Annotated in this window: 22 protein-coding genes and 2 tRNA genes; 3 read left to right on the top strand and 21 right to left on the bottom strand. The window is 39.1% G+C overall.

The window, feature by feature from the left end; all coding sequences use genetic code 11:
• Positions 1-99: 99 nt before the first annotated feature.
• The 9 genes from MMG00_RS02415 to MMG00_RS02375 form a co-directional block, all read right to left on the bottom strand.
• Positions 100-342, bottom strand: coding sequence for a hypothetical protein (locus MMG00_RS02415; RefSeq protein WP_242150859.1), 243 nt, complete (start codon positions 340-342; stop codon positions 100-102).
• Between the two features lie 102 nt (positions 343-444).
• Entirely contained in the window at positions 445-690 is a 246-nt protein-coding gene (locus MMG00_RS02410; RefSeq protein WP_242150856.1) for a DUF2644 domain-containing protein, read from the bottom strand.
• Positions 687-917 carry a hypothetical protein gene (locus MMG00_RS02405; protein WP_242150853.1) on the bottom strand — a complete coding sequence of 77 codons (231 nt, stop codon included), beginning with the start codon at positions 915-917 and terminating at the stop codon, positions 687-689. The genes MMG00_RS02410 and MMG00_RS02405 overlap by 4 nt, the downstream gene beginning before the upstream one ends.
• Positions 895-1,446 carry a glycoside hydrolase family 108 protein gene (locus MMG00_RS02400; protein WP_242150850.1) on the bottom strand — a complete coding sequence of 184 codons (552 nt, stop codon included), beginning with the start codon at positions 1,444-1,446 and terminating at the stop codon, positions 895-897. The genes MMG00_RS02405 and MMG00_RS02400 overlap by 23 nt, the downstream gene beginning before the upstream one ends.
• 13 nt (positions 1,447-1,459) lie before the next feature.
• Positions 1,460-1,663 carry a tail protein X gene (locus MMG00_RS02395; RefSeq protein ID WP_242150848.1) on the bottom strand — a complete coding sequence of 68 codons (204 nt, stop codon included), beginning with the start codon at positions 1,661-1,663 and terminating at the stop codon, positions 1,460-1,462.
• Complete coding sequence (locus MMG00_RS02390) at positions 1,660-2,124, bottom strand: head completion/stabilization protein (protein WP_242150845.1); 465 nt, start codon at positions 2,122-2,124, stop codon at positions 1,660-1,662. The genes MMG00_RS02395 and MMG00_RS02390 overlap by 4 nt, the downstream gene beginning before the upstream one ends.
• 106 nt (positions 2,125-2,230) lie before the next feature.
• Complete coding sequence (gpM, locus tag MMG00_RS02385; protein ID WP_242150842.1) at positions 2,231-2,896, bottom strand: phage terminase small subunit; 666 nt, start codon at positions 2,894-2,896, stop codon at positions 2,231-2,233.
• A 2-nt stretch (positions 2,897-2,898) separates the two neighbouring features.
• On the bottom strand, positions 2,899-3,948 hold the full coding sequence (locus MMG00_RS02380) for a P2 family phage major capsid protein (protein WP_242150839.1): 1,050 nt from the start codon (positions 3,946-3,948) through the stop codon (positions 2,899-2,901).
• 11 nt (positions 3,949-3,959) lie between these two features.
• Complete coding sequence (locus MMG00_RS02375; RefSeq protein WP_242150835.1) at positions 3,960-4,781, bottom strand: GPO family capsid scaffolding protein; 822 nt, start codon at positions 4,779-4,781, stop codon at positions 3,960-3,962.
• 251 nt (positions 4,782-5,032) lie between these two features.
• Here MMG00_RS02375 and MMG00_RS02370 point away from each other — a divergent pair, with 251 nt between their 5' ends.
• Both MMG00_RS02370 and MMG00_RS02365 read left to right on the top strand, forming a co-directional pair.
• The gene (locus tag MMG00_RS02370) at positions 5,033-6,769 is read left to right on the top strand and encodes a terminase large subunit domain-containing protein (protein WP_242150831.1); all 1,737 of its coding nucleotides are present in this window, start codon (positions 5,033-5,035) and stop codon (positions 6,767-6,769) included.
• Entirely contained in the window at positions 6,769-7,758 is a 990-nt protein-coding gene (locus MMG00_RS02365) for a phage portal protein (RefSeq protein WP_242150828.1), read from the top strand. Before MMG00_RS02370 ends, MMG00_RS02365 begins: the two co-directional genes overlap by 1 nt.
• 793 nt (positions 7,759-8,551) lie before the next feature.
• On the opposite strand, the gene MMG00_RS02360 is transcribed toward MMG00_RS02365, so the two are convergent.
• Positions 8,552-8,628 (bottom strand) — tRNA-Ile (locus MMG00_RS02360).
• A 6-nt stretch (positions 8,629-8,634) separates the two neighbouring features.
• Positions 8,635-8,711, bottom strand: a tRNA-Val gene (locus MMG00_RS02355).
• A 203-nt stretch (positions 8,712-8,914) separates the two neighbouring features.
• Between MMG00_RS02355 and ftsY the strand changes: the two genes are divergently transcribed.
• Positions 8,915-10,672 carry a signal recognition particle-docking protein FtsY gene (gene ftsY, locus MMG00_RS02350; RefSeq protein WP_242150825.1) on the top strand — a complete coding sequence of 586 codons (1,758 nt, stop codon included), beginning with the start codon at positions 8,915-8,917 and terminating at the stop codon, positions 10,670-10,672.
• 380 nt (positions 10,673-11,052) lie between these two features.
• Here the strand turns inward: ftsY and MMG00_RS02345 are convergent, their stop codons facing one another.
• From MMG00_RS02345 to MMG00_RS02300, 10 genes are all read right to left on the bottom strand, one after another.
• A complete protein-coding gene (locus MMG00_RS02345) occupies positions 11,053-12,306 on the bottom strand; it encodes a tetratricopeptide repeat protein (RefSeq protein WP_242150822.1) in 1,254 nt (417 codons plus the stop codon).
• Between the two features lie 106 nt (positions 12,307-12,412).
• Positions 12,413-13,018, bottom strand: a complete 606-nt coding sequence (locus tag MMG00_RS02340; RefSeq protein ID WP_242150820.1) for a Maf family protein — start codon at positions 13,016-13,018, stop codon at positions 12,413-12,415.
• Between the two features lie 131 nt (positions 13,019-13,149).
• The gene (locus MMG00_RS02335; RefSeq protein WP_242150816.1) at positions 13,150-13,512 is read right to left on the bottom strand and encodes an outer membrane protein assembly factor BamE; all 363 of its coding nucleotides are present in this window, start codon (positions 13,510-13,512) and stop codon (positions 13,150-13,152) included.
• A gap of 56 nt (positions 13,513-13,568) precedes the next feature.
• Complete coding sequence (locus tag MMG00_RS02330; RefSeq protein ID WP_242150812.1) at positions 13,569-15,503, bottom strand: ATP-binding cassette domain-containing protein; 1,935 nt, start codon at positions 15,501-15,503, stop codon at positions 13,569-13,571.
• Positions 15,504-15,649: 146 nt separating this feature from the next.
• On the bottom strand, positions 15,650-16,657 hold the full coding sequence (locus MMG00_RS02325) for an ATP-binding protein (protein ID WP_242150810.1): 1,008 nt from the start codon (positions 16,655-16,657) through the stop codon (positions 15,650-15,652).
• A complete protein-coding gene (gene aroB / locus MMG00_RS02320; RefSeq protein WP_242150808.1) occupies positions 16,658-17,734 on the bottom strand; it encodes a 3-dehydroquinate synthase in 1,077 nt (358 codons plus the stop codon).
• Positions 17,735-17,738: 4 nt separating this feature from the next.
• The gene (gene aroK, locus MMG00_RS02315) at positions 17,739-18,299 is read right to left on the bottom strand and encodes a shikimate kinase AroK (RefSeq protein WP_255837340.1); all 561 of its coding nucleotides are present in this window, start codon (positions 18,297-18,299) and stop codon (positions 17,739-17,741) included.
• 87 nt (positions 18,300-18,386) lie between these two features.
• The gene (gene pilQ, locus MMG00_RS02310; RefSeq protein WP_242150805.1) at positions 18,387-19,724 is read right to left on the bottom strand and encodes a type IV pilus secretin PilQ; all 1,338 of its coding nucleotides are present in this window, start codon (positions 19,722-19,724) and stop codon (positions 18,387-18,389) included.
• Between the two features lie 87 nt (positions 19,725-19,811).
• Positions 19,812-21,038, bottom strand: a complete 1,227-nt coding sequence (locus MMG00_RS02305) for a hypothetical protein (protein WP_242150801.1) — start codon at positions 21,036-21,038, stop codon at positions 19,812-19,814.
• 7 nt (positions 21,039-21,045) lie between these two features.
• Positions 21,046-21,642 (bottom strand): hypothetical protein, encoded by a 597-nt coding sequence (locus MMG00_RS02300; RefSeq protein ID WP_242150798.1) that lies wholly within the window; start codon positions 21,640-21,642, stop codon positions 21,046-21,048.
• Between the last annotated feature and the right edge of the window lie 350 nt (positions 21,643-21,992).

Here is a 21,992-nt window from a genome sequence, read left to right as displayed (position 1 = left end):
CTTTTATAAATATCGTTGTAATCTTCTAACTGAGAAAGCGTTCCCAGAGTGTCTTGGCTAGATCCATAGATCGGATCAAATACCAAACAGAGATTAGGATTAATCTCGTAAATGACCTTTGCGGCGCATCCGTTCAACACGATCGCTAGGATCACGAATATTGTTGTTTTTAACATCTCGTTTTATCTCCAAGGCTTTCTCATTTACTTTTGCAGCACTATTTTCTAATTGACTCGCTTCGAGCTCTTTCTCAACAGCTTCACGTTTTGATTGCTCACGCTTAAAGAGCCAGAGGAAGACCACAGACAAGGCAAAGGCTAAAGAACTCAGCCATTTCTTCATTCGCTCCATCAGCAGCCCTTTATATAAATCAGCGTTGCGACACCTATGAATATCGCTAGTAAGATAGCAATCACAATATCCATCACGACTGTTTCGGGCCTACTAATCTTCATGGCTTTCCCCTTTCTTTAACTTGATTTCAGCTAAATCTCGCAGTCCTTTACTCGGCAATTGCCCGATTGTTGCAACTAAAAAGACGGATAAAAGCCATTCGATGCCAGGATATTTCTGCAATGCTGAGATAATCAAAACGATTGCCCCAACAATTGCCCCAAGGAATGCAAGAGTTTTATTGCTATCAATGCGCTCGTTACTATTCTTCAAGCACTCAAATAACTGCTCTCTCATGAGCAAACTCCTTGGAAGTACGTGTTATCCCGTAGCTTCTTGAGTCGTTCATCATTGCTATCACTCGATAAGATCTCTTTCATCTCGTAGTTTTCGCAATAGCCTGATTCTGCTTTATCGCCGTAATTGATATCCGGACGAGGATTGCTACAAGCTGAGACAACGATCGCAACGGTTGCCAGTGCAAAAGTCATTAAAATAACTCTAAAGTAATCTTTCATATTCATTGATACGCTCCTTCCATTGAATGCTACGGCTTGCTTGCAAGCGATTTCGCCATCCTTGCAAGTATTTATAGCGAGTTTTTGGCGAGATAATGACGTAGAAATCTAACGTCCAGTAACTTAATGCTTCGATCAGTAATGCTTGATTTGCCTTTGAAATAGCATTGAGGGTGTCAACGCCGGCAACTCCATCATCTTTCACACCCACAGCACGTTGCAGAATCAAAATCGCTTGCTTATGCCCGGAGTGAATTGAGAGCAGATAGATATTGAACGCCGCATCATTCATGATGTTTGAGGCAAGAGAATCGTTCCAAAAAGCTAAACGATAAATCTCTTTCGCTTCATTCTTTGTCATATCAGTCATCGGCTTTGTATAACCATATTGATTGGCTAAACGCTTTGTGATCCCATAATTCGTTTCACCGCCTGGATCATCTGGATCATTCACGTAACCGCCTTCAATCTTGATGACTTCATCTGTAAAGGCTTGAAAGCGTGCTTCTTGATACTTGCTTAAATTCATTTCCATTTTCCAATTCCCATCAATCCCATAGATTCACTGTTTCTTTAACAACTGGCTTATCAAGGGGCACATTTATCACGGTTCTTGCCGGTACAATATTTGGCAAACCTGCTAAATGACGGTTACTCTCAAGCTTCAAGACATCTTCTAAGCTTGCATTTATCTGATGCCGATAAAGACAACCATCAATCGTTTCAAAACCAGATGCCACAACCTTTCTCATGTCAAACCTACAAATGAAGTGGGCTCATTAAGAAACATCCGTACATTCTTCAAATATTCTGCACTCCAAGCACTTGCTGAGTTATCAACCTCTTTGAGCTTGTCTTCACCCGCTCTACGAGTGAGATCGATATCTTGATAGTGGTCCACAATGAGTTTTTTCGTATAGGCAAAAATAGCGGCTTCAAAGAGGATCTCTTGCTTTGTTTGCTCTCCGATCATTTCTGAGGGCACTTCTGCTAAGGTGTTATAGCCCTGCTCTCTTTGATTCAGTGCGTATAATCCAACATCATTGAAGAAGACAAGCGCTGCTCGTTGTAAGAAATGAAATGCGGCCTCATCATCTACAAAGGTCGGTACACGAGCTTTCTGTTTAAAGTCTTGAATATCAATGGATGGCCAGAAGCTTCCAAGATGTAATTCAAGATTCTTTTTTGATTCAGACTTCGCAATAAACCCCATTTCATTCCTCTCTTAATTAGGTTTGGGGGTGGATGCGCATCGAGCCTTTAAGTGAATACTCGTCAGCTCTTGCGCAAGCCCCCAAGGCGCGCGAGACGCGATAAAACTATTCAGCAGGTTCGGCCTTTAACTCGATAAGCTTCTTATCAAGGCTTTCAAGACGTTTTTTAATGCCAATGTCTGCTTTTAACTTTACTGCTTCATGCCAATAAGTACTCACCTTTTCAGCCTGTGAAATATCATCGGTAGTTAAGTCATCAAGCTCCTTATCATCTAAGATTTTTTCACCTAAAAGACGTAAGAATGTCGCATGAGAATTTTGCTGCACATCTTTGCCATCTAAGAACTGAGCGATACTTTCCGCATCTGTAATAGAGAGGCTTTCGATATTATCGCGAGCATTATCCGAAACAAAAGTTGGTAGTTTTGTTTCAAAAGGTGGCTGTAACTGGTGCTTTTCCATATAGTTTGCAATCTGCAAGAAATGGGTAATATCACCAATATCAATGGACCAAACAAGCATGTATTGGAGGATCTTATCCTCAAGACCACTATCCCCTTCAATCAGTCCACTCACCCACGGCAAATAGTGATTAATACGCTCTTTTTTATAAGCGATCTTATAAGCTGTTGCATCAAACCCTTTCAAAACGATTAGATCTGCTCTTAAATCACGTAGCAAGGAATTTGTCTCAATATCAGCTTCAAGGGCTTGCTGCGATCTAGTCGCAGCAGCTTTACGTTCTTTGATTTTTTTTAATCGAAAAGGCATGATTAACCCCCAGTCTTCTCATCTGCTTCACTGACAACTTTTACATTCACAAGTACCACTGCTTTTTCGTAATTCTTAACAGCAAAGAATTCATTAGATTCGTGATAGAACTCTTCACGAGAACGGGGATGATTCTTCACCATACCAATATGGACTGAGCCTTCCTGAGTTCTAATCGCGAGGTTTTTAGGCGATGTTAATAACAGCGTTCCCTCGGGGAAAAATGGTGGTGTTTCGGCATGAACACCGCCGGCAACTGTGGTAAATACTTTTTGTAAGCTCTGATTACCTGCTTCTGTAATCGTCACTTTCTCAACCATCTTCATATCACGGTCAACAAAGAACTCTTCACTTGCATAAAGCTCTAACCCATCACGAAGATGCTCTGGAATCATTGCTCGCATGGCAATTAATGCCGTATCTAATGATTCATAAGTACCGCCTTTTCCGATAGTGATCGATTCAGCAGTACCATCGATATAATTTTCTGGAAAATGAGTTTTAATACGGTGGAGGAAGCCGATATTAACGTCTTGGCCTAATGGATTGGCTTTTTTATCAGTTTTCTTCGCAACCTTTTCACCATGCCAAGCGATCTTCATCATATCGTTTCCTTTTGATGCTGCACGCTTCTCGCTGATATAACGTTGGAACAACTTACGATTGCGTCGTGCCCAATTGTTATATTCTTTAAACGAGATATGCGTATCATGTTGCGTTGTTTCGGCGGTATAACGAATATTAGACAAGCCTGCAAGATTCGTCGTTTGACGATCTTCACTCTCCGTATCAGTACGGCCAGAAGCTAAATCCATATCCTCAGCACCGATATTATCAACAACTTGTGCTTCACAAGTATCAACATCAATCTTGGATAAGAAGGCATTACTATTTTGAACCGCTGTGACCCATTCCACCTCTTTATCAGGCTCAAGGGTAAAGTGCGCACCAGATTCGATTGCTTCCACTGAAACACCGTGTAAATCAGATTGCGTTTCATAATATTGGGTAGAAAGCTGTGTCGCTTCCTTAGATAAAATTATTTTTGCCATGTTTTCTTTCCTTAAAATGTGGCTTCTTCAACATCTGACTCATCGCCAGAAATTTTAGGAGTATTAAACTTGTTAACTGCCGGCGTTTGGCTGTAGCTTTCAACTTTTGTAGAAAGCTCATCATGGGACTTTTGCAGTGCATCAAACTTCTCTTCAAGCGCCTTAAATTGCGTGACTCGATCCGCATCATGCGTTTCAAATGCTTCGGCAATCTGAGTAAATGCCTGTTCGAGATCCGCACGAGCAAAAGATTCCTTTTTCTTAAAAAGGTTTTTTACAAGATCAGTAAAAAAGTTCTTTTGCATTTCTGAATTCTCATTAGAAGCTTCGGCTGATTCAAAAGATAATTCAGACTCAAGCGCATCCGTTGTAAATGTTGAGACATTAAAGTTTTTAGAAAACTGTAAGGCTTCAGTGCCAAGCGATGCAGGGGAATCCGTCACAGCCAAACCAATACAATAGGCTTTTTCAGTTCCTGCAAAATTAGGGATCATCTCAATAGATGAATAGATCTTCTGGGATTTCTGATTAATCTCAATCAGGTTTTCAGATACCGCAAACTGCGCATATAACCCACGGCGCTTCTCACCATTAATCACCACATCTTCGGCTTTTAGGGCAATCACATCACCATACATCTTGAATTCAGAATCAACCATATAACCGCGAATATGTTCGATATTCACGCGTGCACCATACGTTTCAGGATTGTAGGTACTTGCCATTTGGTCAATCTGATCAGCTGTAATTTCACGGCCATCAACCGTTTTACCAGACACAGCTACGCGGAAAAACTTCGTTTTCTTTAGTCCGTGTCGAATTGCTTCACTCATGAATTTGTCTCCAAAATTGTTAATAATCTGTGCTCACCAAGCCTTGAAGCACATATTCATCGTTTTGCAATACTTTTTCCATCTATCTAAGCTTGGATTATTTTGTGAATAAATGTTCTATTCCCCTGATTAATGGGAGATTTGAGAGATTTTCTAAAAAATAATCCAAGATTCATTCAATTCCGTTCTTTTAGTTAAACGCAGACAATGATTTTCATGATTGATAAATGAGATAAACAAAGAGAACGCCTGTGATTGATTTACCCCCTTTAACCCTTCCCAAAGACCACCAAGCAAGAATTCTATTCTTTGCCGGTTGGACATTGAGCGATATTGCAAAACGGCTAGATACCGCCGTGAGTACTGTTGCCTATTGGCGTGATAATCAAAAATGGGAGAATCAAACAACATTTGATAGGCTTCAATCCTGTACTGAGCTTCGCTATATGTATCTGCTCTTTAAAGAGAATAAGAGCAATGCTGATTACAAAGAATTTGATCGAGTTTGTAAGACCTTAAAGAACCTCTTTTTTCCTGTCCGTGAAGAGGAAAAGGAAGATAAGAAACGCATTAAGGCGTTTATGAAGATCGATCCTGAAGAGTTTAAAGAGAAGATCAATGCCTACTGGGAGGAAAATGCCTTCCAATATCAGAAAGACTTTATTTATGAAACAGAATCTATCCTTAAACTACCAACCTCAGATGGACAAGCGGTTGTTCTAAAAGGTCGTCAAACTGGCTTTACTTGGGCACTTGCGATAGGTAGAGCGCTACGAAGAGCGATTAATCTTGGGCATGATCAGGTTTATATCTCTTCATCACAACGCCAGGCATTTAAAGCACGTGATGATATTAAGCGTTTGATTCATGAAATCTTTGGGGTAAAAGTCCAAGGGGTTGAACGGATCCAATTACCCAATGGGGCAATCATTGATTTCTTAGGTGCAAACTATCGTACCGCGCAAGGCTTCACGGGTGATGTTACTGTTGATGAATACGCATGGATGCTCGACTTTGAGGATTTAACAGAAGTCGTAAAAGCCTGTGCAACGCTCAAACAATACAATATTGTCATGAGCTCAACACCAAGCCATGAATCACATCCTTCTTACAACTTTTGGATGGGAATTACTGAAGGGCGAAAAGGAGTTGAGTTTACCTACGATGAGGCAAGAAAAGGGATTCTTTGTAGCGATGGGATCTATCGTAAAATCATCACGCTTGAAGATGCTGTTGCACAAGGCAACAATCTCATTAGCATTGAACGCTTAAAACGCCGGCATCCCGAAACTTACCCGATGCTCTTCCAAGGTATTTGGATGAAGCATGGTAACTCGGCATTTGATGCAAGACAGATCATGCGCTGTATGATCGATCCATTTGAAGATTGGCCAGATGTTTGGATCTCTCAAGGATTAGATAGACCTTACGGTAATAAAGATGTTGTTATTGGCTTTGATCCGGCAAAAGAACTCGATATCTCTGCATGTGTCGTCATCGCACTTCCTACCAAAGATCACCCTTACCATAGAGTGATTGAGAAGTTTAACTGGTTTGGGGAAGACTACGACGATCAAGCGGACAAGGTCATTGATCTTACCACTCGTTATAACGTCAAACACATTGCTATTGATGGCAATGGGGTTGGTGCAGCAGTCCATGCACGAGTTGAAAAACAGCTCATTGGCAAAATGATTCCTGTTAGAAAGATCGATGGTAATCCGACACTTAAGGGCTTCCTCGTCCTGCAAATGCGCAATTTCTTTAGAGATCAATTATTACGATTCGATAAAGATTGGACAGATGTCTTTGAATCATATCTCGCAATCAGACCAAAAGCAGGTCGAAATATCATTCTTTATGAAACAGTAAGAACCTCTCAAACGGCTCACGCAGACTTCTCGTGGGCAATCATGTATGGACTTAGCTATATCAACTTAGACGGCACAACAACAGAAGACAATCAAGCAACTGGAGCATGGGTATAATGACGCAAGCAGTAACTAATGAAAATCAGGTATTTACCTTCGATACACAACAAAAAATTAGTGATAGAGAGTTTTATGATTTCTTAATTGGAGGGGATCATTATCATCATGATCTCTATTTCCCGCCTAGATACAGTTATGAACAACTGAATCTGGCAATGTACTCCGCCTCTTTACACGAATCATCTCTCAATTTTAAAGCCGGCATTATCACTTCTATTTTCAAAGAAAATGAATATCTCTCCGTGATCGACTTTAACCGCTTTATCACGGATTATTTAATTTATGGCAGCGCTTTTTTATTGAGGATTCCGTCTAAACTCGGTAATACCCTTGCCCTTCAACATCTCATGACTTACTACATGCGAGTCGCTCGAAAAGAGGGATACTATTTTGTTCGCCCTAATGAATATGATAATCCGAAATATTTTGAGAAAAAAGATATCGCCCTATTTGCCAGTTACGACTCTATCCAAAATATCTATGGCCGCCCTTCTTACCTTTCCGCAATTCGTAGTACCACGCTTAATCGTGAAGCGACTTATTTCCGCATTAAATATTATAAAAATGGCTCTCACGCAGGGTTTATTTTGTCGATTAATGGTAAAATTGATCAAGGATTAATGAAGAATATTCGAGAAAACCTTCAGAAGACAAAAGGAGATGGTAACTTTAGGAACCTTGTCCTTAATATCCCTGAAGGGAATGATAAAAGCGTTCAGTTAATCCCGATTTCAGAAGTGGCAGCAAAAGATGAATTCTTTAATATCAAGCGCATTACAGATGAAGATATTAATACTGCTCATCGTGTACCACCTGTATTAATGGGGATCACTCCTAAAAATGCCGGCGGTTTTGGAGATCCAGGCAAACATGCTGCAGTCTTCTATCAAAATGAGATCCTCCCACTTCAAAGGCTCTTAGAAAGCTTTAATAGAGAACTTGGCATTTCAGCCTTTCAATTCAATAAATATGAGATACCTGCTTAAAAAAGACTTGGGGTCATCGCAGAGGCGTAATATCGTAATGAAATCGTCAAAAAGCCTCTGATTAGCACTGTTTCATCATTATAGTAGAGCGTAATAACGCATTATGGACATAATACAGTCTTTCAAAAGGCTCATTCTTATCGAGTTTCAATAATCTAAACTATGACTTAAAATTACATAATATTATTACTATCTATTACACTAAAATTACGTTTACTCTCCCTCTTAAAAGCATTGATACAACTAAGATTTAAAAGAATAAAATAAAAAATTACGCATATTACGCTCTTACGATGACTCCCCACCACCTTACTTATATAAGAGAAAAGGCTCTCTAAAAGCTTCTTGATAAAGTGATAGATAATGCTTAATGTACTTACTGTAAAAGCTCGTAATACTCTGTAACACGCAATAATAAGAACAACGCAGCGCAATAGAAGCTCCAGAGCCATCCTCCCTTTGTAAAAAACAGCCCTATACTAACCGCCGGAGCGCGAGGAGGAGGATTTTTATTGCAAAATATTTCTCGTCTTTATTTTTGGATCGGATCCTGGCCAACTGCTCAGATCTAAATACCTCAGTTTGAAGTATCAAAAGCGGAAGCTCATCTTTGATTAAGTTGTGCCTATTAAATTTAAGTTATTTCTATTAAAAGTGTATGCAAGTTACGCAAAAGCACATCTTTTTTAAGTTAAAAAATCTAAGAAATTAAAAGCTATCCCGCCAAATCTCCCGCCATTTTTATTTTAGGCAATAAAAAACCCCGCTATAATGCGAGGTTTCGACCTTTAGTTGGTGGGCCTTGCTGGGCTCGAACCAGCGACCGCTCGATTATGAGTCGAGAGCTCTAACCAACTGAGCTAAAGGCCCTAAATTTGGTAGGCGTAATTGGATTCGAACCAACGACCTCCACCATGTCAAGGTGGCGCTCTAACCAACTGAGCTATACGCCTGAAGTAAAGAAGCATATAATGCAATATTAACTTGCCTTTGACAAGCGCTATTTACAAATTTGCTAATAATTAGTCACTCACTCCCATTAAGATCATGAAAGCGCCCGCAGGTTGAAGCATCAAAGCAAACTTTGCAAGAAACTGATAGAATATCCCTTGAATTTTAACCTGAACAATTGTCCTCATTTAAAAAGATAAAAATTATGGCAGAGAAGAAAAAAAGTTGGTTTGGTCGATTATTTGGTGGCAAAAAAGATGATGCTCCCGCCATCACAGAAACTCCTGATGTAACACCTGAATCAGTGGATTCTGACAAAATTGAAACATCAGAAGAAGCTGTTTCCGTTAGTAGTGAATCACCAGCGACGCCACAAGAGCCTACCACTATTAAAGAGGAGATCGTTCATGTTGCTGAAACAGTTGTTGAAGCCGTTAAAGAAGAGATCCATGAATCCTTTACGCGTGAACATCATGAAGAGTCTTCTGATGAAACCTTAGACAATACAAACGAAACAGAAGCAAAAACCCTTCAACCCCAACACGGATTCGTTGAAGAAATTGCCCATGATGCTAAAACCGAAGTTGACGCCGCGAAGAGTGCTTCTAGTACTCTTGAAGAATCAACAAAAACATCAGAGCCTGAAGCGGAAATCATCATTGAAAATGAAGAAGAAGCTCCAACAATTGTAGTAGAAGTGCCCTCTTCTACTGTAGAGATCGAAAAAGCGATCAATACTGAAGATAGTATTGCTGAAAGTGCTACTGATACAATCGAAGAAAGCGTTATTAAGGCAATACCGGAAGTTGAAGAGACTATCGTAGATGCTCAAGTTAGTAGCGAACCAACAATCAGTGAACCTATCATTAATAAGCCAATTGCTGATGAAGAAGTTATTGAAGAAGTAGCTGACATCGAAGTCATTGCCGATGAACCTGTTGCTGAAGAAATTGAAAAAAAAGAGATTACATCAGAAGAAGTTACTACTGACGTTGCGACAGAAACTATCGAAACTCAAGAGAAACCAGAGAAAAAAGCAGGATTCTTTGCTCGCTTAAGTAGTAAATTAAGTAAAACCCGTAATAATCTTACAGAAGGTATTGCGGATCTTTTCCTCGGTAAAAAAGAGATTAGTGAAGAGATCCTTGAAGAGCTCGAAACTCGCCTTTTAATGGCGGATGTCGGCATTAAAGTCACCGATCAGATGCTTACAAGTATTCGTGACTCTGTGTCTCGTAAATCGCTCTCTAATGTTGATGAGCTTTTTGCTGCGCTCAAAGTGCAGATGAAAGATATTTTAGAGCCTGTTTCTAAGCCTCTAGTGATTGATAGTAACCATAAACCTTATGTTATCTTAATGATTGGGGTTAATGGCGTTGGTAAAACCACGACGATCGGGAAACTTGCAAAGAAATTCCAAGCTGAAGGCAAATCTGTCATGCTTGCTGCCGGCGATACTTTCCGCGCAGCTGCTGTTGAGCAGCTTGAAATTTGGGGTGAACGCAATAAAATCCCCGTTATCTCTCAAAAAGAAGGAGCTGATCCTGCTTCTGTAATCTTTGATGCGATGGAATCTGCAAAAGCACGAAAAATGGATATTTTAATTGCCGATACTGCTGGCCGTTTACATACAGACTCAGGATTAATGCAGGAACTTGCCAAGATTAATCGCGTGATCAAACGCCACGACGAAACCGCGCCACATGAAGTGATGCTTGTTGTTGATGCTTCTACAGGGCAAAATGCGCTTAATCAGGCACGACAGTTTAATACCACCGTTCCCCTTTCTGGTATTACATTTACTAAACTAGATGGTACAGCAAAAGGGGGAATTATTTTCGCCATTGCTGAAGAACTCAATATTCCTATTCGTTTTATTGGTGTTGGAGAAAGTATTGACGATCTTCGCCCATTTAACGCAGATGAGTTTGTTGATGCGCTAATCTCTACTGAAAAAGCGTAATCAATATAGTCCTATGCAAGTTTTAGCTTCCCTTTTGGGGAAGCTTTTTTTGCGCTAATTTCCCATAATTTTAAGGGAAACTCTTTTCTTACTAATCTTAAAATCAAACTGACTTATAAAATGCAGGAAAGAGCAATTATAGGCTTCTGAAAGATCAATTGCCGGCATTAACAATGTGCTTATACGGCTGATACATTATTTTCAATAATAGCGATTTTACTTACTAACTTTGACTTCCTATTCACCTATAAGATGCATAAGCCGATTTATTTAATACAAGGACTTTACTGATCCTGATTCATCATGAGCCACAAAAAAAAAAGAGATCTCGAAAGATCTCTTTTCATATCGAATGACACTATCAATAAAATGTGTAGGATTTAATTAAACTCAAATCCACCAAAATCATTATTATTACTATTTTCATTAAAATTAAAATTCATTGCTGGCTGCTTTGACTGCTGCTCCATACGCTTTTCGAGCTCTTGTAAGGGGCGATGGTTTGGCGCAACTTTTAATCCAATCATCAAATATTGCTTAGCAATATCTTGATTACCATAAGTAAAAGCATCATAAGCACTGCGATAATAGATATCCGCAATCGAAGCTAATCCCTGCTCTGCTTTACGATTTTTAGCGTCTAATTCTAATGCTTTTTGATAGAGAAAATAAGCATCGGTCTCATCAACGCCGACATAGTTACCCTGCATGAATGCGATCTCAGCTTGTTGAATAAATGCTTCTGCCTTCTCTAAATCTTCACGAGCAATTCCATCTGCATTATGATCTACTGACAATAAGGTAAATGCCGGCTCTGAGCCTTGCTCTGTCTCAATACTAACAGCCGCTTCATTGGAAGAATTCTCATCACCACTTTGTAATTCTACTTTAGTAATTCTTGTTTCTTGATCTGCAGTATCTAGAACTGGACGATCTTGCAAAATATGCTCTTCATCTACACGCTCGACTTTTGGCACATAAATATATGCCTGACGCTCTTCATCTGGAATCGCTGGGTTTAATGCCCCCATTGATCCTAACTCATCATTCTCAATCACAACATATTTAGGGAGCTTGCCGGTATAAAGAGGCTTTTCCCCAAAAATAAAGTAAGCAAAAATCGCAAGCCCAACAAAGATTAGACCACAAATAAATAGATTAAATCCTTGGAACCAGCCCATACCTAATACACTCCCTTTTCGTTGCTTTTTAGGCGGCACTGCAGCAGCCTCTTCTTCGCGCTCTTTAGTTTCTGAAGCACTCTCATTATCCGTTGCTGCAAAGTGTCCCTCTTGTTCTAGACTATTGCCATCACTCATTACCGGTTCTTGGCGTGTCTCTAAGATTTTTTGATCTGCATGCATTGCCGGCACGGCTGAAAAACTTGCAGGATCCTCAAACTCCTCATTTAAGACATTAGCATTAAATGAGACTCCCGCATCTGATTTGGCATCAACATCTTCTACCTTAAAATCAAGATCTTGATCCAATTCAGAAGCGTCGATTACGACATCGTTATAAAGAAGCGGTGCATCAAGGGGAGTTTCTATCGTATTTTCTTCCACTACTTCTGGCTTTTCAAGCGCTTTTTGCGGATCTTCTTCTAGTTTTTTCTTATCGTCTAATGAATTCATATATGTACCAAGTGCAATCCTTATCAGGTATTGTCGCACTTTTCATTTTTAATGATTGAACAATATCTTCTCTTAATCGTTTTACTACCTAATTACTTTATAATATTTAGCTCATTATAAAGTAATCGAATTCTTCTAATGCTTTTCGCAGTTCAAATAAAGGCAATCCCATAATGCCGGAATAACTCCCGCTAATAGATTGAATATAACCTGCCATCATTCCTTGAATAGCATAGCCACCCGCTTTATCGCAAGGTTCGCCACTAGCCCAATAATTTTGAATAAATGCTTCTGGCAAAATTGAGAAAGTCACCTCACTTTCACTTAACATCGTGACAAAACGTTCTTTACCATTTTGCATCCCAACTAATGTTAATGCTGAAAAAACCGTGTGTGTCTTATTAGAAAGTGTACGCATAATATCAAAAAAATGCGCTTGATTCTCAGGCTTACCAATAATATTCCCAGCATAACTTAATGTGGTATCTGCCGTTAATAATAATCTCTTATCAGTAAGAAGATGCCCAAATTCACTTAAAGCTTTAATCGCTTTTTGCTCAGACATTTTTTTTACATAAAGCTCAGGCAACATCGGTGTTTTTACAGATTCATCAATCTCAACATCTACGCTTTCGTAGTCAATTGCCAGTTGCTCAAGTAATTCTCGGCGACGAGGTGACCTTGATGCTAGTAATATTTTTAAATGACTCATGTGCAGATTTCCCACTTAGAAACACTAAACTCTATCATCTTTAAAGAACGATACAAAAAATGATTCACCTCATAAAAGCTTATCAGCATTTATAAAGCAAATCATTTTAATCCCTTAGTATATACGCCAAGCTACTCAGCTTCTACACTAGCGGTATCGATGGGAGCACTATTACCAATATCCCCATTATAGTATTGATAACGCCCATCACGATCGAAATGAACTTGAATCTGTTTAGATTCTTTCACTTTTCCATCAGAATCTGAATGGAAGAAGACGTAATACCAAACACTTGGATCATAAACATCTTGAACTAATGGTGTTCCGAGTAGAAGCTGAACTTCTGATCTTGTCATCCCAGGCTTTAGGTTTTCCAGTCGCTGTTGCTCGATATAGTTTCCTTGGTATACATCAACGCGATGCATTGAAAACTTCGAACAGCCAACTGCTAAAATTGCAACTCCTAATAGCATGAAATATTTCATTTTTTTCATTTTAATCTTTCTCCTAGAAGAATAGAGGTAAATCATACCCTTTTTTGCAAAAAATTCTATTGATTATTTTCAAGTTCCAGCCAACGCTCATACTTTTCTTCTAATAATTGATTCTTATCGGCTAATTCTGTTAACTTTTCAGATTGATACGCATGATCTTCCTGATAAAATTCCGCTGATTGAATCAGTGCTTCTAAATTCTCAATTGTGGTCTCTAATTCACTAATGAGTTTTGGAAGTTTCTCTAATTCACGCACCTCATTGTAGCTGAGCTTTTTCTTAACTGTTGATTTTTCTGTTGAGATACTCTCTTTCGGTGTAGCAGCAGCTGGTTGATCGGCCTGTTTATCCGCAATCTTCACTGATGATTGACGCTTTGAATGATCAGCCTGAGCCTTAGCAAGCGCTTTCATGCGTTCATGCCAATCGCTATAACCCCCGATATACTCCTCAACGCGCCCTTCTCCTTCAAATACTAAGACAGAAGTCACAACACTATCTAGAAATGCACGGTCATGAGAGATTAAGAGCAATGTCCCTTCATAATTAGAAACAAGCTCTTCTAAAAGCTCTAAAGTTTCAATATCAAGATCATTCGTCGGCTCATCCATTACTAAAAAGTTAAATGGCTTTGCAAAAAGTTTAGCTAATAAAAGACGATTACGCTCTCCACCTGAAAGGGATTTCACAGGGCTTCTAGCTCTCTCTGGCGTAAACATAAAGTCTTGCAACCAACTAATCACATGACGTTTTTTACCATGAATCTCGATAAAATCACTGCCTTCGCCCACGTTATCAACCACGGTTGCTTCTAAATCAAGCTTTGTACGAAGCTGATCAAAGTACGCGATCTCAAGCTGTGTTCCCATCTCCACTAAACCACTATCTGGAACTAAATCTCCCATCAGTAATTTAACAAGAGTTGATTTCCCAGCACCATTTGGGCCAATAATCCCGACTTTATCACCGCGCATTAAGGTGAAACTAAAATCTTTAATTAAGGGTTTATCACCAAAACTTAAAGAGACATCTTCCGCAAGAATCACGCGGCGACCTGATTTTTTTGCCTCTTCATGATGAAGTGTTGCCGTTCCTTGTCGATTTAAGCGCTCAGAGCGCTCCTGGCGCATTGCTTTTAATGCCCGAACACGTCCTTCATTTCGAGTACGTCTTGCTTTAATCCCTTGACGAATCCATACCTCTTCTTCTGCTAAGCGCTTATCAAAAAGTGCATTTTCCATCTCTTCATTATGAATCTCAATCGCTTTATTACGTTGATAATCACTATAAGATCCTGGGTATTCTGTTAGATTCCCCCGATCTAATTCAATAATCTTGGTCGCAATTTGATCTAAAAAGTGTCTATCATGCGAAACAAATAGTAACGCGCCTTGATAAACATCGACCAAAGTCTTCTCAAGCCATTCAATCATCTCAATATCCAGATGGTTTGTCGGCTCATCAAGAAGAATTAAATCAGGATTACTCACCAATACACGCGCTAATAATACGCGGCGAATCCAGCCTCCAGAGAGCTCATTCATCTGTTTTTGCCCATCTAACTCTAAACGGGTTAAAGTCTCTGAAACACGAGAATCAATAGTCCAAGCATCTAAACGATCAAGCTCTTGCTGCACCTTTCCTAAGGCTTCTAAGTCAACATGATCTCCTGCTTCTAAAAGCGCATGATACTCTTGTAACTTAGCACCCACAGCACTTAAACCACTTGTCACAACTTCATAAACACTATGATTTAAATCTTCAGGAATCTCTTGATCGAGCTTGGCGATTTTAAGATCACTACTTTGGACAATTTCGCCATCATCAGGGATTACTTCTTTAGAAACCACTCTTAAAAGTGAAGATTTCCCTTCACCATTACGTCCTACTAAACAGACTCTTTCTCCTTTAGAGATCGCAAAATTCACATCTTTTAAGAGTGGTCTTGCGCCATAGGATAAAGAGATATCTTGTAAACGAAGTAGAACCATATCATTCCTCAATTATTTAAAATGTTCTATTAGCACTTTTATCAGCTAATTTTGAATGTTCAATTTTTTTTATTAAAACGTGAAAGTATTTTTCCAAAATGATTTGTATAATCTAACAACCTTCAAAAAACCTCTCACAAATCCCCTTAAAGAGACTCATTTTGCTGTGTTTCATCTAATATCTCATCGATAACATCATCTAACAATTGATCCTGCATCTCGATATTATCTGAATCTTGGATAATGATGATCCCTTGTGAAATATCCTCTTTCGTCTGCTCTGCCTCTTCAATCATCTCCTCTATTGCTGGGAAATAACTGGGCGTAATCGCAGAATCATGAGTAATCACTGATGATTCCGTTATTGGTAATTCAATACCGAGCATAGGTAGTAGCGTCTTATAATAAAGGGCAAAATATCCCCCAAGAGCCATCAATAATACAAAGAAGATTCCCCAAAAAGCATGTTTTTTCTTAAAGACAAAACGTGGCTCTAAATCAGGCGCAATCAATCTAGCAATGCGCCCAGGATAGCCATAAGAGAAAGCGTGCAACTGCTTAAGCTCTGTTAAAGTATAGTGCGGCTCTTTACCAAAATAACGGTAGATATGGGCGATAAACTCCCGAACTTGCGTGAGGTTAATCGGCCCAATCGTAAAGCTATTAGAATGAAGCAATAGCTCTTTAGAGAAGATATCCTGATTATTTAAATCCATAAAGAGCACAATGACAACATTCGCTTTTCGATTAATCTTATTAATCTTCTCTTTAACACGGTAAAGAAATGAGAGCTCTTCATTACTAAGGTAATCCGCATCATCGACAAGTAGTACCATTTTAAGCCCAGTAGGCGGCACTTCCTCTAAACGAGCGATAATTTCCGCTTCATCCTCTGTTGTTTCGAGCATTCCGGCAATTTGCGCTAATACTGAGTCTTGACCGGCAGTAATGTTTCTCGCAACGATATGATCAAAGCTATCTAAACGTTTACTAAGCTCAAGCATAAAGCGGGTCTTTCCACAGCCTGATGGGCCATAGACTGAGTAGAAATCACCGCGATTTGTACTAATATGTTGTTCAATTCTTCCCATGACCTCTTCGGTTGGCCCAAGCTCTAGCCACGGAAGATCATGCAAAAGATCTATATTTCGCATCTATGGGGTACCAAATTCTATAGCTTCTATAATATATGCCTCTGGAATATCATCTGTGATCATTGCTTTACCAACAGACTCCAGTAATACAAAACGGATTTTTTGCGTTAGATTTTTCTTATCTAATCGCATCACATTTAAGAACTCTTGAGGAGTAAAGGATTGTGGTGCCTCACAAGGTAGATCAAAAAGATGAAGGAGCGAAGTAATATAGAGTTGATCTTTTTTACTAATAAGCCCCATACGGCAAGATAAATAACCTGCCATATTAATCCCGATCGCCACAGCTTCACCATGCAAGATCCCTTGATATTTCATCAACTTTTCAATTGCATGCCCAAAAGTATGCCCAAGATTTAAAGTGGCTCGAATACCAGATTCCCGCTCATCTTGATCGACAATCCATTTCTTACAAGCACATGAGCGATAGATCATCTCCGCCATTACTTCTGGATCTTTTGCTAAAATCGCCTCGTAGTTAATTCGCATCCATTCTAAAAAATCGGCATCTTGAATAAAGCCATACTTTAAAACTTCTGCTAAACCACTCACATATTCACGTTGTGGCAACGTTGAAAGAAGGGAGAGATCAATCAATACTCTTTTCGGCTGATAGAAAGTCCCAATCATGTTTTTACCATGAGGATGGTTAACGGCTGTCTTACCGCCAACAGAGCTATCAACTTGTGCTAATAAGGTTGTAGGAATTTGAATGAAATCAATGCCTCGTTGATAGGTGCTCGCCACAAATCCAGCTAAATCACCAATCACGCCACCACCAAAAGCAATTAGTAAGCTTCGGCGGTTAAACTCAAGCTCAAGCAGTCTTGTATGAACTTGCGCAAAAGATTCTAAATTTTTATAGCGCTCGCCATCTTCAATAATCACAATACGATCACGATCGCCATCTACTAGTGATAAAATCCGATCAGAATGCAGTGCATAAATCGTATTGTTCGTCAGCACTAATCGCTGCTCATAAGGAAACTCTTCAGCAAAACGAATAGAAGCCAAGAGATTTTTATCGATCTCAATATCGTATGAACGATCTGCTAAATCTACGGTTAAAGTTTTCATCTTTTTATCTATTTCCTACTAACCATTCTGGGCATGGCAATTTATTTTGAACAATACTCTCTATAATACCACTAACAACGACTTTCGGGGGGATATTGTCTGAAAAAACAATGTAATCGGCAACATCCCGATAAAGTGGGTCACGCACTTCATAAAGGGCTGTTAATACCGCTTTAGGGTCATCATTTTTTAAAAGGGGTCTTTGATTATCAAATCGTACTCGTTCATATTGAGATTCTGGCGGCACATTGAGATAAATGACGATCCCATTTGCGGCTAATGCGGCTCTATTTTCAGGGCGAATAACAGCGCCGCCCCCAGTTGCTAGTACGATATTTCTTCGCTGTGTCAGCTCTAAGATCGCTTTCTCTTCACGATCTCTAAATCCTATCTCCCCTTCCATCTCAAAAATGTAGGGAATTGTGACACCTGTAATAGATTCAACATGCTGATCACTATCGACAAAATCGTAGGCTAAGGCTTTGGCTAAGATTTTACCAATCGTTGATTTTCCAGAGCCCATTGGCCCAATTAAGATAATATTAGATTGCTGCGATGGCTCCACGAATTCCCCCGGATAAAATACTCATCTTGTAATACATCACTCTTCCCAATCATGCATTACAAAACTACTGATAGATTGATAACAATATCAATCTATCAGTGTATCAACTATCCGTGGGCTAATAAATATGAGTAATTCAGCTTTTTTATGTTGCTCTGTCTCTTTTTTGAACAATCTCCCCAAAAAGGGGAGCTTACTTAAAAAAGGAACCTCTTGAGATCCTTCGAGGGTTTCATATTCATAAATTCCTCCAAGTACTATTGTTTCCCCATGTCTAACTATCGCTTGAGTGCTCAGCTCCTTTTTACTAATCACAGGCTCCCCTTTATTGGTATATCCTGATACTTCATCTTTAGAGATAAAAATATCAATCATAATTTTATGATCTGGCGTAATTTGTGGCGTCACATTGAGCTCCATCACCGCTTCCTTAAATTGGGTGTTAGTCCCTTCGTTAGAGCTCGTTGAATAGGCAATTTCACTTCCCTGCTTAATGTACGCAGCTCTTCTACTGGTAGTCAGTACAATAGGATTAGAGATAATCTCCCCTTGCCCTCCTGATTGCATTGCCGATAACTCTAAGCCCAAATTAAGCCCATTTCCAAGCACCATATAGGCCATAGAAAAAGTAGGAAGTGATACACCTAATGATGTTAGCGCACCTAAATTACCACCAAAATTTCCTGTGCCTTGCTGTTCTGATGAGATATTTCCGCCAATAGATTGAGATCCTCTTTGGTAATTTAAACCCCAATTTGCCCCTAATTCCTTGGCAAAATCATCGAACGCCGCAACAATATATGCAGCTATCTCCACCTGTTTTGCCGGTTTATCTAACTGTTTAATAATCGCCTTAATCTTTCTTACCTCCAAGGCTTGATCGGTAATAATCAGCTGATTTAAACGTTTATCCACACCAATTGAGGCTTGGTATGAACGCTCAATCCCACCATCAAACGCATGGCTATTTAACATATCTAATAACTCTTGAGCTTCGGCATAATCAAGCGTCACCACTTTTGTTACTAATTCTCCTTTCTCTAAACGATGGAATTCTCGTTCATTCGTCAAAAAGATCACACCATGTCTTTTTACCTGATGTAAGTTGGTATAGAGCAAGATCACTTCTAACATCTCATCAAACGTCATCTCGTTTAAATTTAATGTTAGCTTCTGCTCAGCCGAAGGATGCACCACAATATTTCGCCCACTCTCTTTGGCAAGTAGCATCATTAAATACGTTAAGCTAACATCTTGAAAGGAGAGGCTAAAAGTATCCGCCTTTATCTCCGAAGTTGAGATTAAGGATATCCCCTCATTTTCAGGTTCGCCCCCATCAAAAGCTGAACTCATTTTTGCCAAAAGAGGTGATGAGAATAAAAACAGACTCAAAAAAAGGCCATAATATAGCCAATAATGATGCATCTGTCTTAACCCCTTAAAAATAATAGGATTCCATCTTAGTGATATGACTCTTTGCTCTCTCATCTAAATACCCCCATAAAATCTCATTCAAGGTAGACTTAGCTCTAAATATTGTGACGTAATGGTTAAGACATCATTCTCTCCCTCTTGCCATGTTTCCCAGGTACCATTTTTCTTCTGAATAATCGCTAGCGGTTTTTGATCTCGAATAATAATTCCTGCTAAATACAGTCCTTGATTTGTCTCTCCCACCTGCCAATAGCGCTTTTTCTCTTTTGCCTCTACGGATAAATAGGTATTTTTATCCGGCGCTACCTCCCCCTTATTTTCCTGAAATAAAGTCCTTATCAATGCCACCATCTCCTTAGATTCACCAAGGGTTAGAGTCTTATTTTTATCTAATCTGATTTGAGCTTGTAAAACCTCTGATAATGCCGGCAATGATCTCGGCACTTGTGGTAAAACTTCTTGATACTCCTCTTTTTCTAGTGCCTTTTCTAATGCCAACTCAAGCGCTAAAAAATCATAAAACTGTAGCTTTAACTCAAAATGCTTAAAAGATTTAGAGTCTAAACTCTCAGCAATACAGCGCTCACTATTATCACCAACTGTTAATTGCTCAAGAAATAACAGCGTGGTTGATGCAGATAATTGCGTCTGTATAGTTGCCAAAAAGGAGAAGAGAGCATGATATTCACCACAAATATTAAGGCGGATCTCCAACATCGAGATCAAAGGCATATCAACATCGTGACTATTTGCTAACAAGAGATCAGAAGAGATCGGCTGCAGATAAGATAAAAGAGTCCTTTGTGATAGGGGTAAAGGCTTACTTCGTAAATTTTGCCGTTTAGGCACTCTTAACTGCATCTGCGCTTTATGAGGAAGAATCTTGAGAAGTATTAATTGATTGTCCGTTAAGCTTGATTCTAATAGTTGCATCAATTGAACTTCAGAAATAATCGTTTTTACAGAGCTTTCTAACGCTCGTTGCTTCTGAAACAAGATAACAGCATCACTTTCTAAAAAATTGGCTCTTTCCTTAATATTTTGGGACAACTCTATTATTTTTTGATTAAAGCCTTTTTGCTGCCCTTGATATCGCGTTAATAACGTATGACCAAAAAAATAACGCCAAATAATAAAAAATATAACCACTAAAACAGATAACGTAATCACTAATAAGACTCGCCGGGCTTCACGACTCAAAGCACAATAATCTGCCCAATGATCATCTTGGAGATCTCGTTTTAAAAAAACGATTAGCTCGTTACATATTGCTCTCAAGCGAATAAAAAAGGCGTGATTCATCATCTATCCCTCACTCCTTTTGTAACGCAATCTGCACATGATAATGGTAATAATCTGTCTCTTTTGCCGACAAATTAACAATCGCTTGCCACTTTTTAGCGGCCAATAGAGTCTCTAATTGATAAATGCGCTCATAAGTTTTCACTTTTCCATTAAGATATATATGAGGATCTTGGGGATATTTTTGTAAACTCGTGACGATTAATGGATCTTTAAATTCAGAAGATAAAACGGTTATAACCTCTAAAATATCCGCTATATTCTCTTCATAAGTCCGAAGCCATAAGGCTTGAAGCGCCACCGATAAAGGCGCAAATACTATTTGTAATTGTTGCTGTTGTTGCGATAGCGCTCTAATATTTGTATCTAATGACGCAAGTTCAGCTTTTTGCCTTTGCGCTATTAGTACATCACGCCCTATCAAAAACAGTAGACAAAGGATCATCGACAATCCAGCAAGCCAAAGCTCTTTTTGAATCGTCATATTCGTAAAATAGCGATCAACCTTGTCTGTTATCCACGCTTTAAATAATTGAATCTTGGGGATGCGTTTTTTATTTTTTAAGGCTGATTTTGAGCTTTCAATCTCTTCAATGACAAACTCCATCTCTTCCATCCTTTATTCTCAGCATCTGCCTAATGCTAATCCTTAGAGGCTCATAAAAACATAGTGGAAAAGGGAGATAGATTGGGATTTATCAAAAATAGAGTACCTAATAAGCCATAATTTATAGTTAAGTCGGTAAAAAACCACTAAACTAAATTGCCGGCGCATAGATTATAGGAGGCGTAAGAATCGTTCTATTTGGTATTTTGCAAGTACTATTTAATACGTACCTTTATAGATTTATGCAAGGCTGGAGGGAATGTTTCGTGTTCTTTCTAAAATCCCGTGCCAGCTGTTTTAGACTTGCTTTTCTTAAGGCGAATTGACTATATAGTGAAATAGGCTCAAAA

The organism is Ignatzschineria rhizosphaerae, assembly GCF_022655595.1.
In the GTDB taxonomy this organism is placed as follows: Bacteria; Pseudomonadota; Gammaproteobacteria; order Cardiobacteriales; family Wohlfahrtiimonadaceae; genus Ignatzschineria; species Ignatzschineria rhizosphaerae.
Note: the sequence above shows the minus strand (reverse complement) of the source record. Positions and strands in the feature narration are given on the sequence as shown.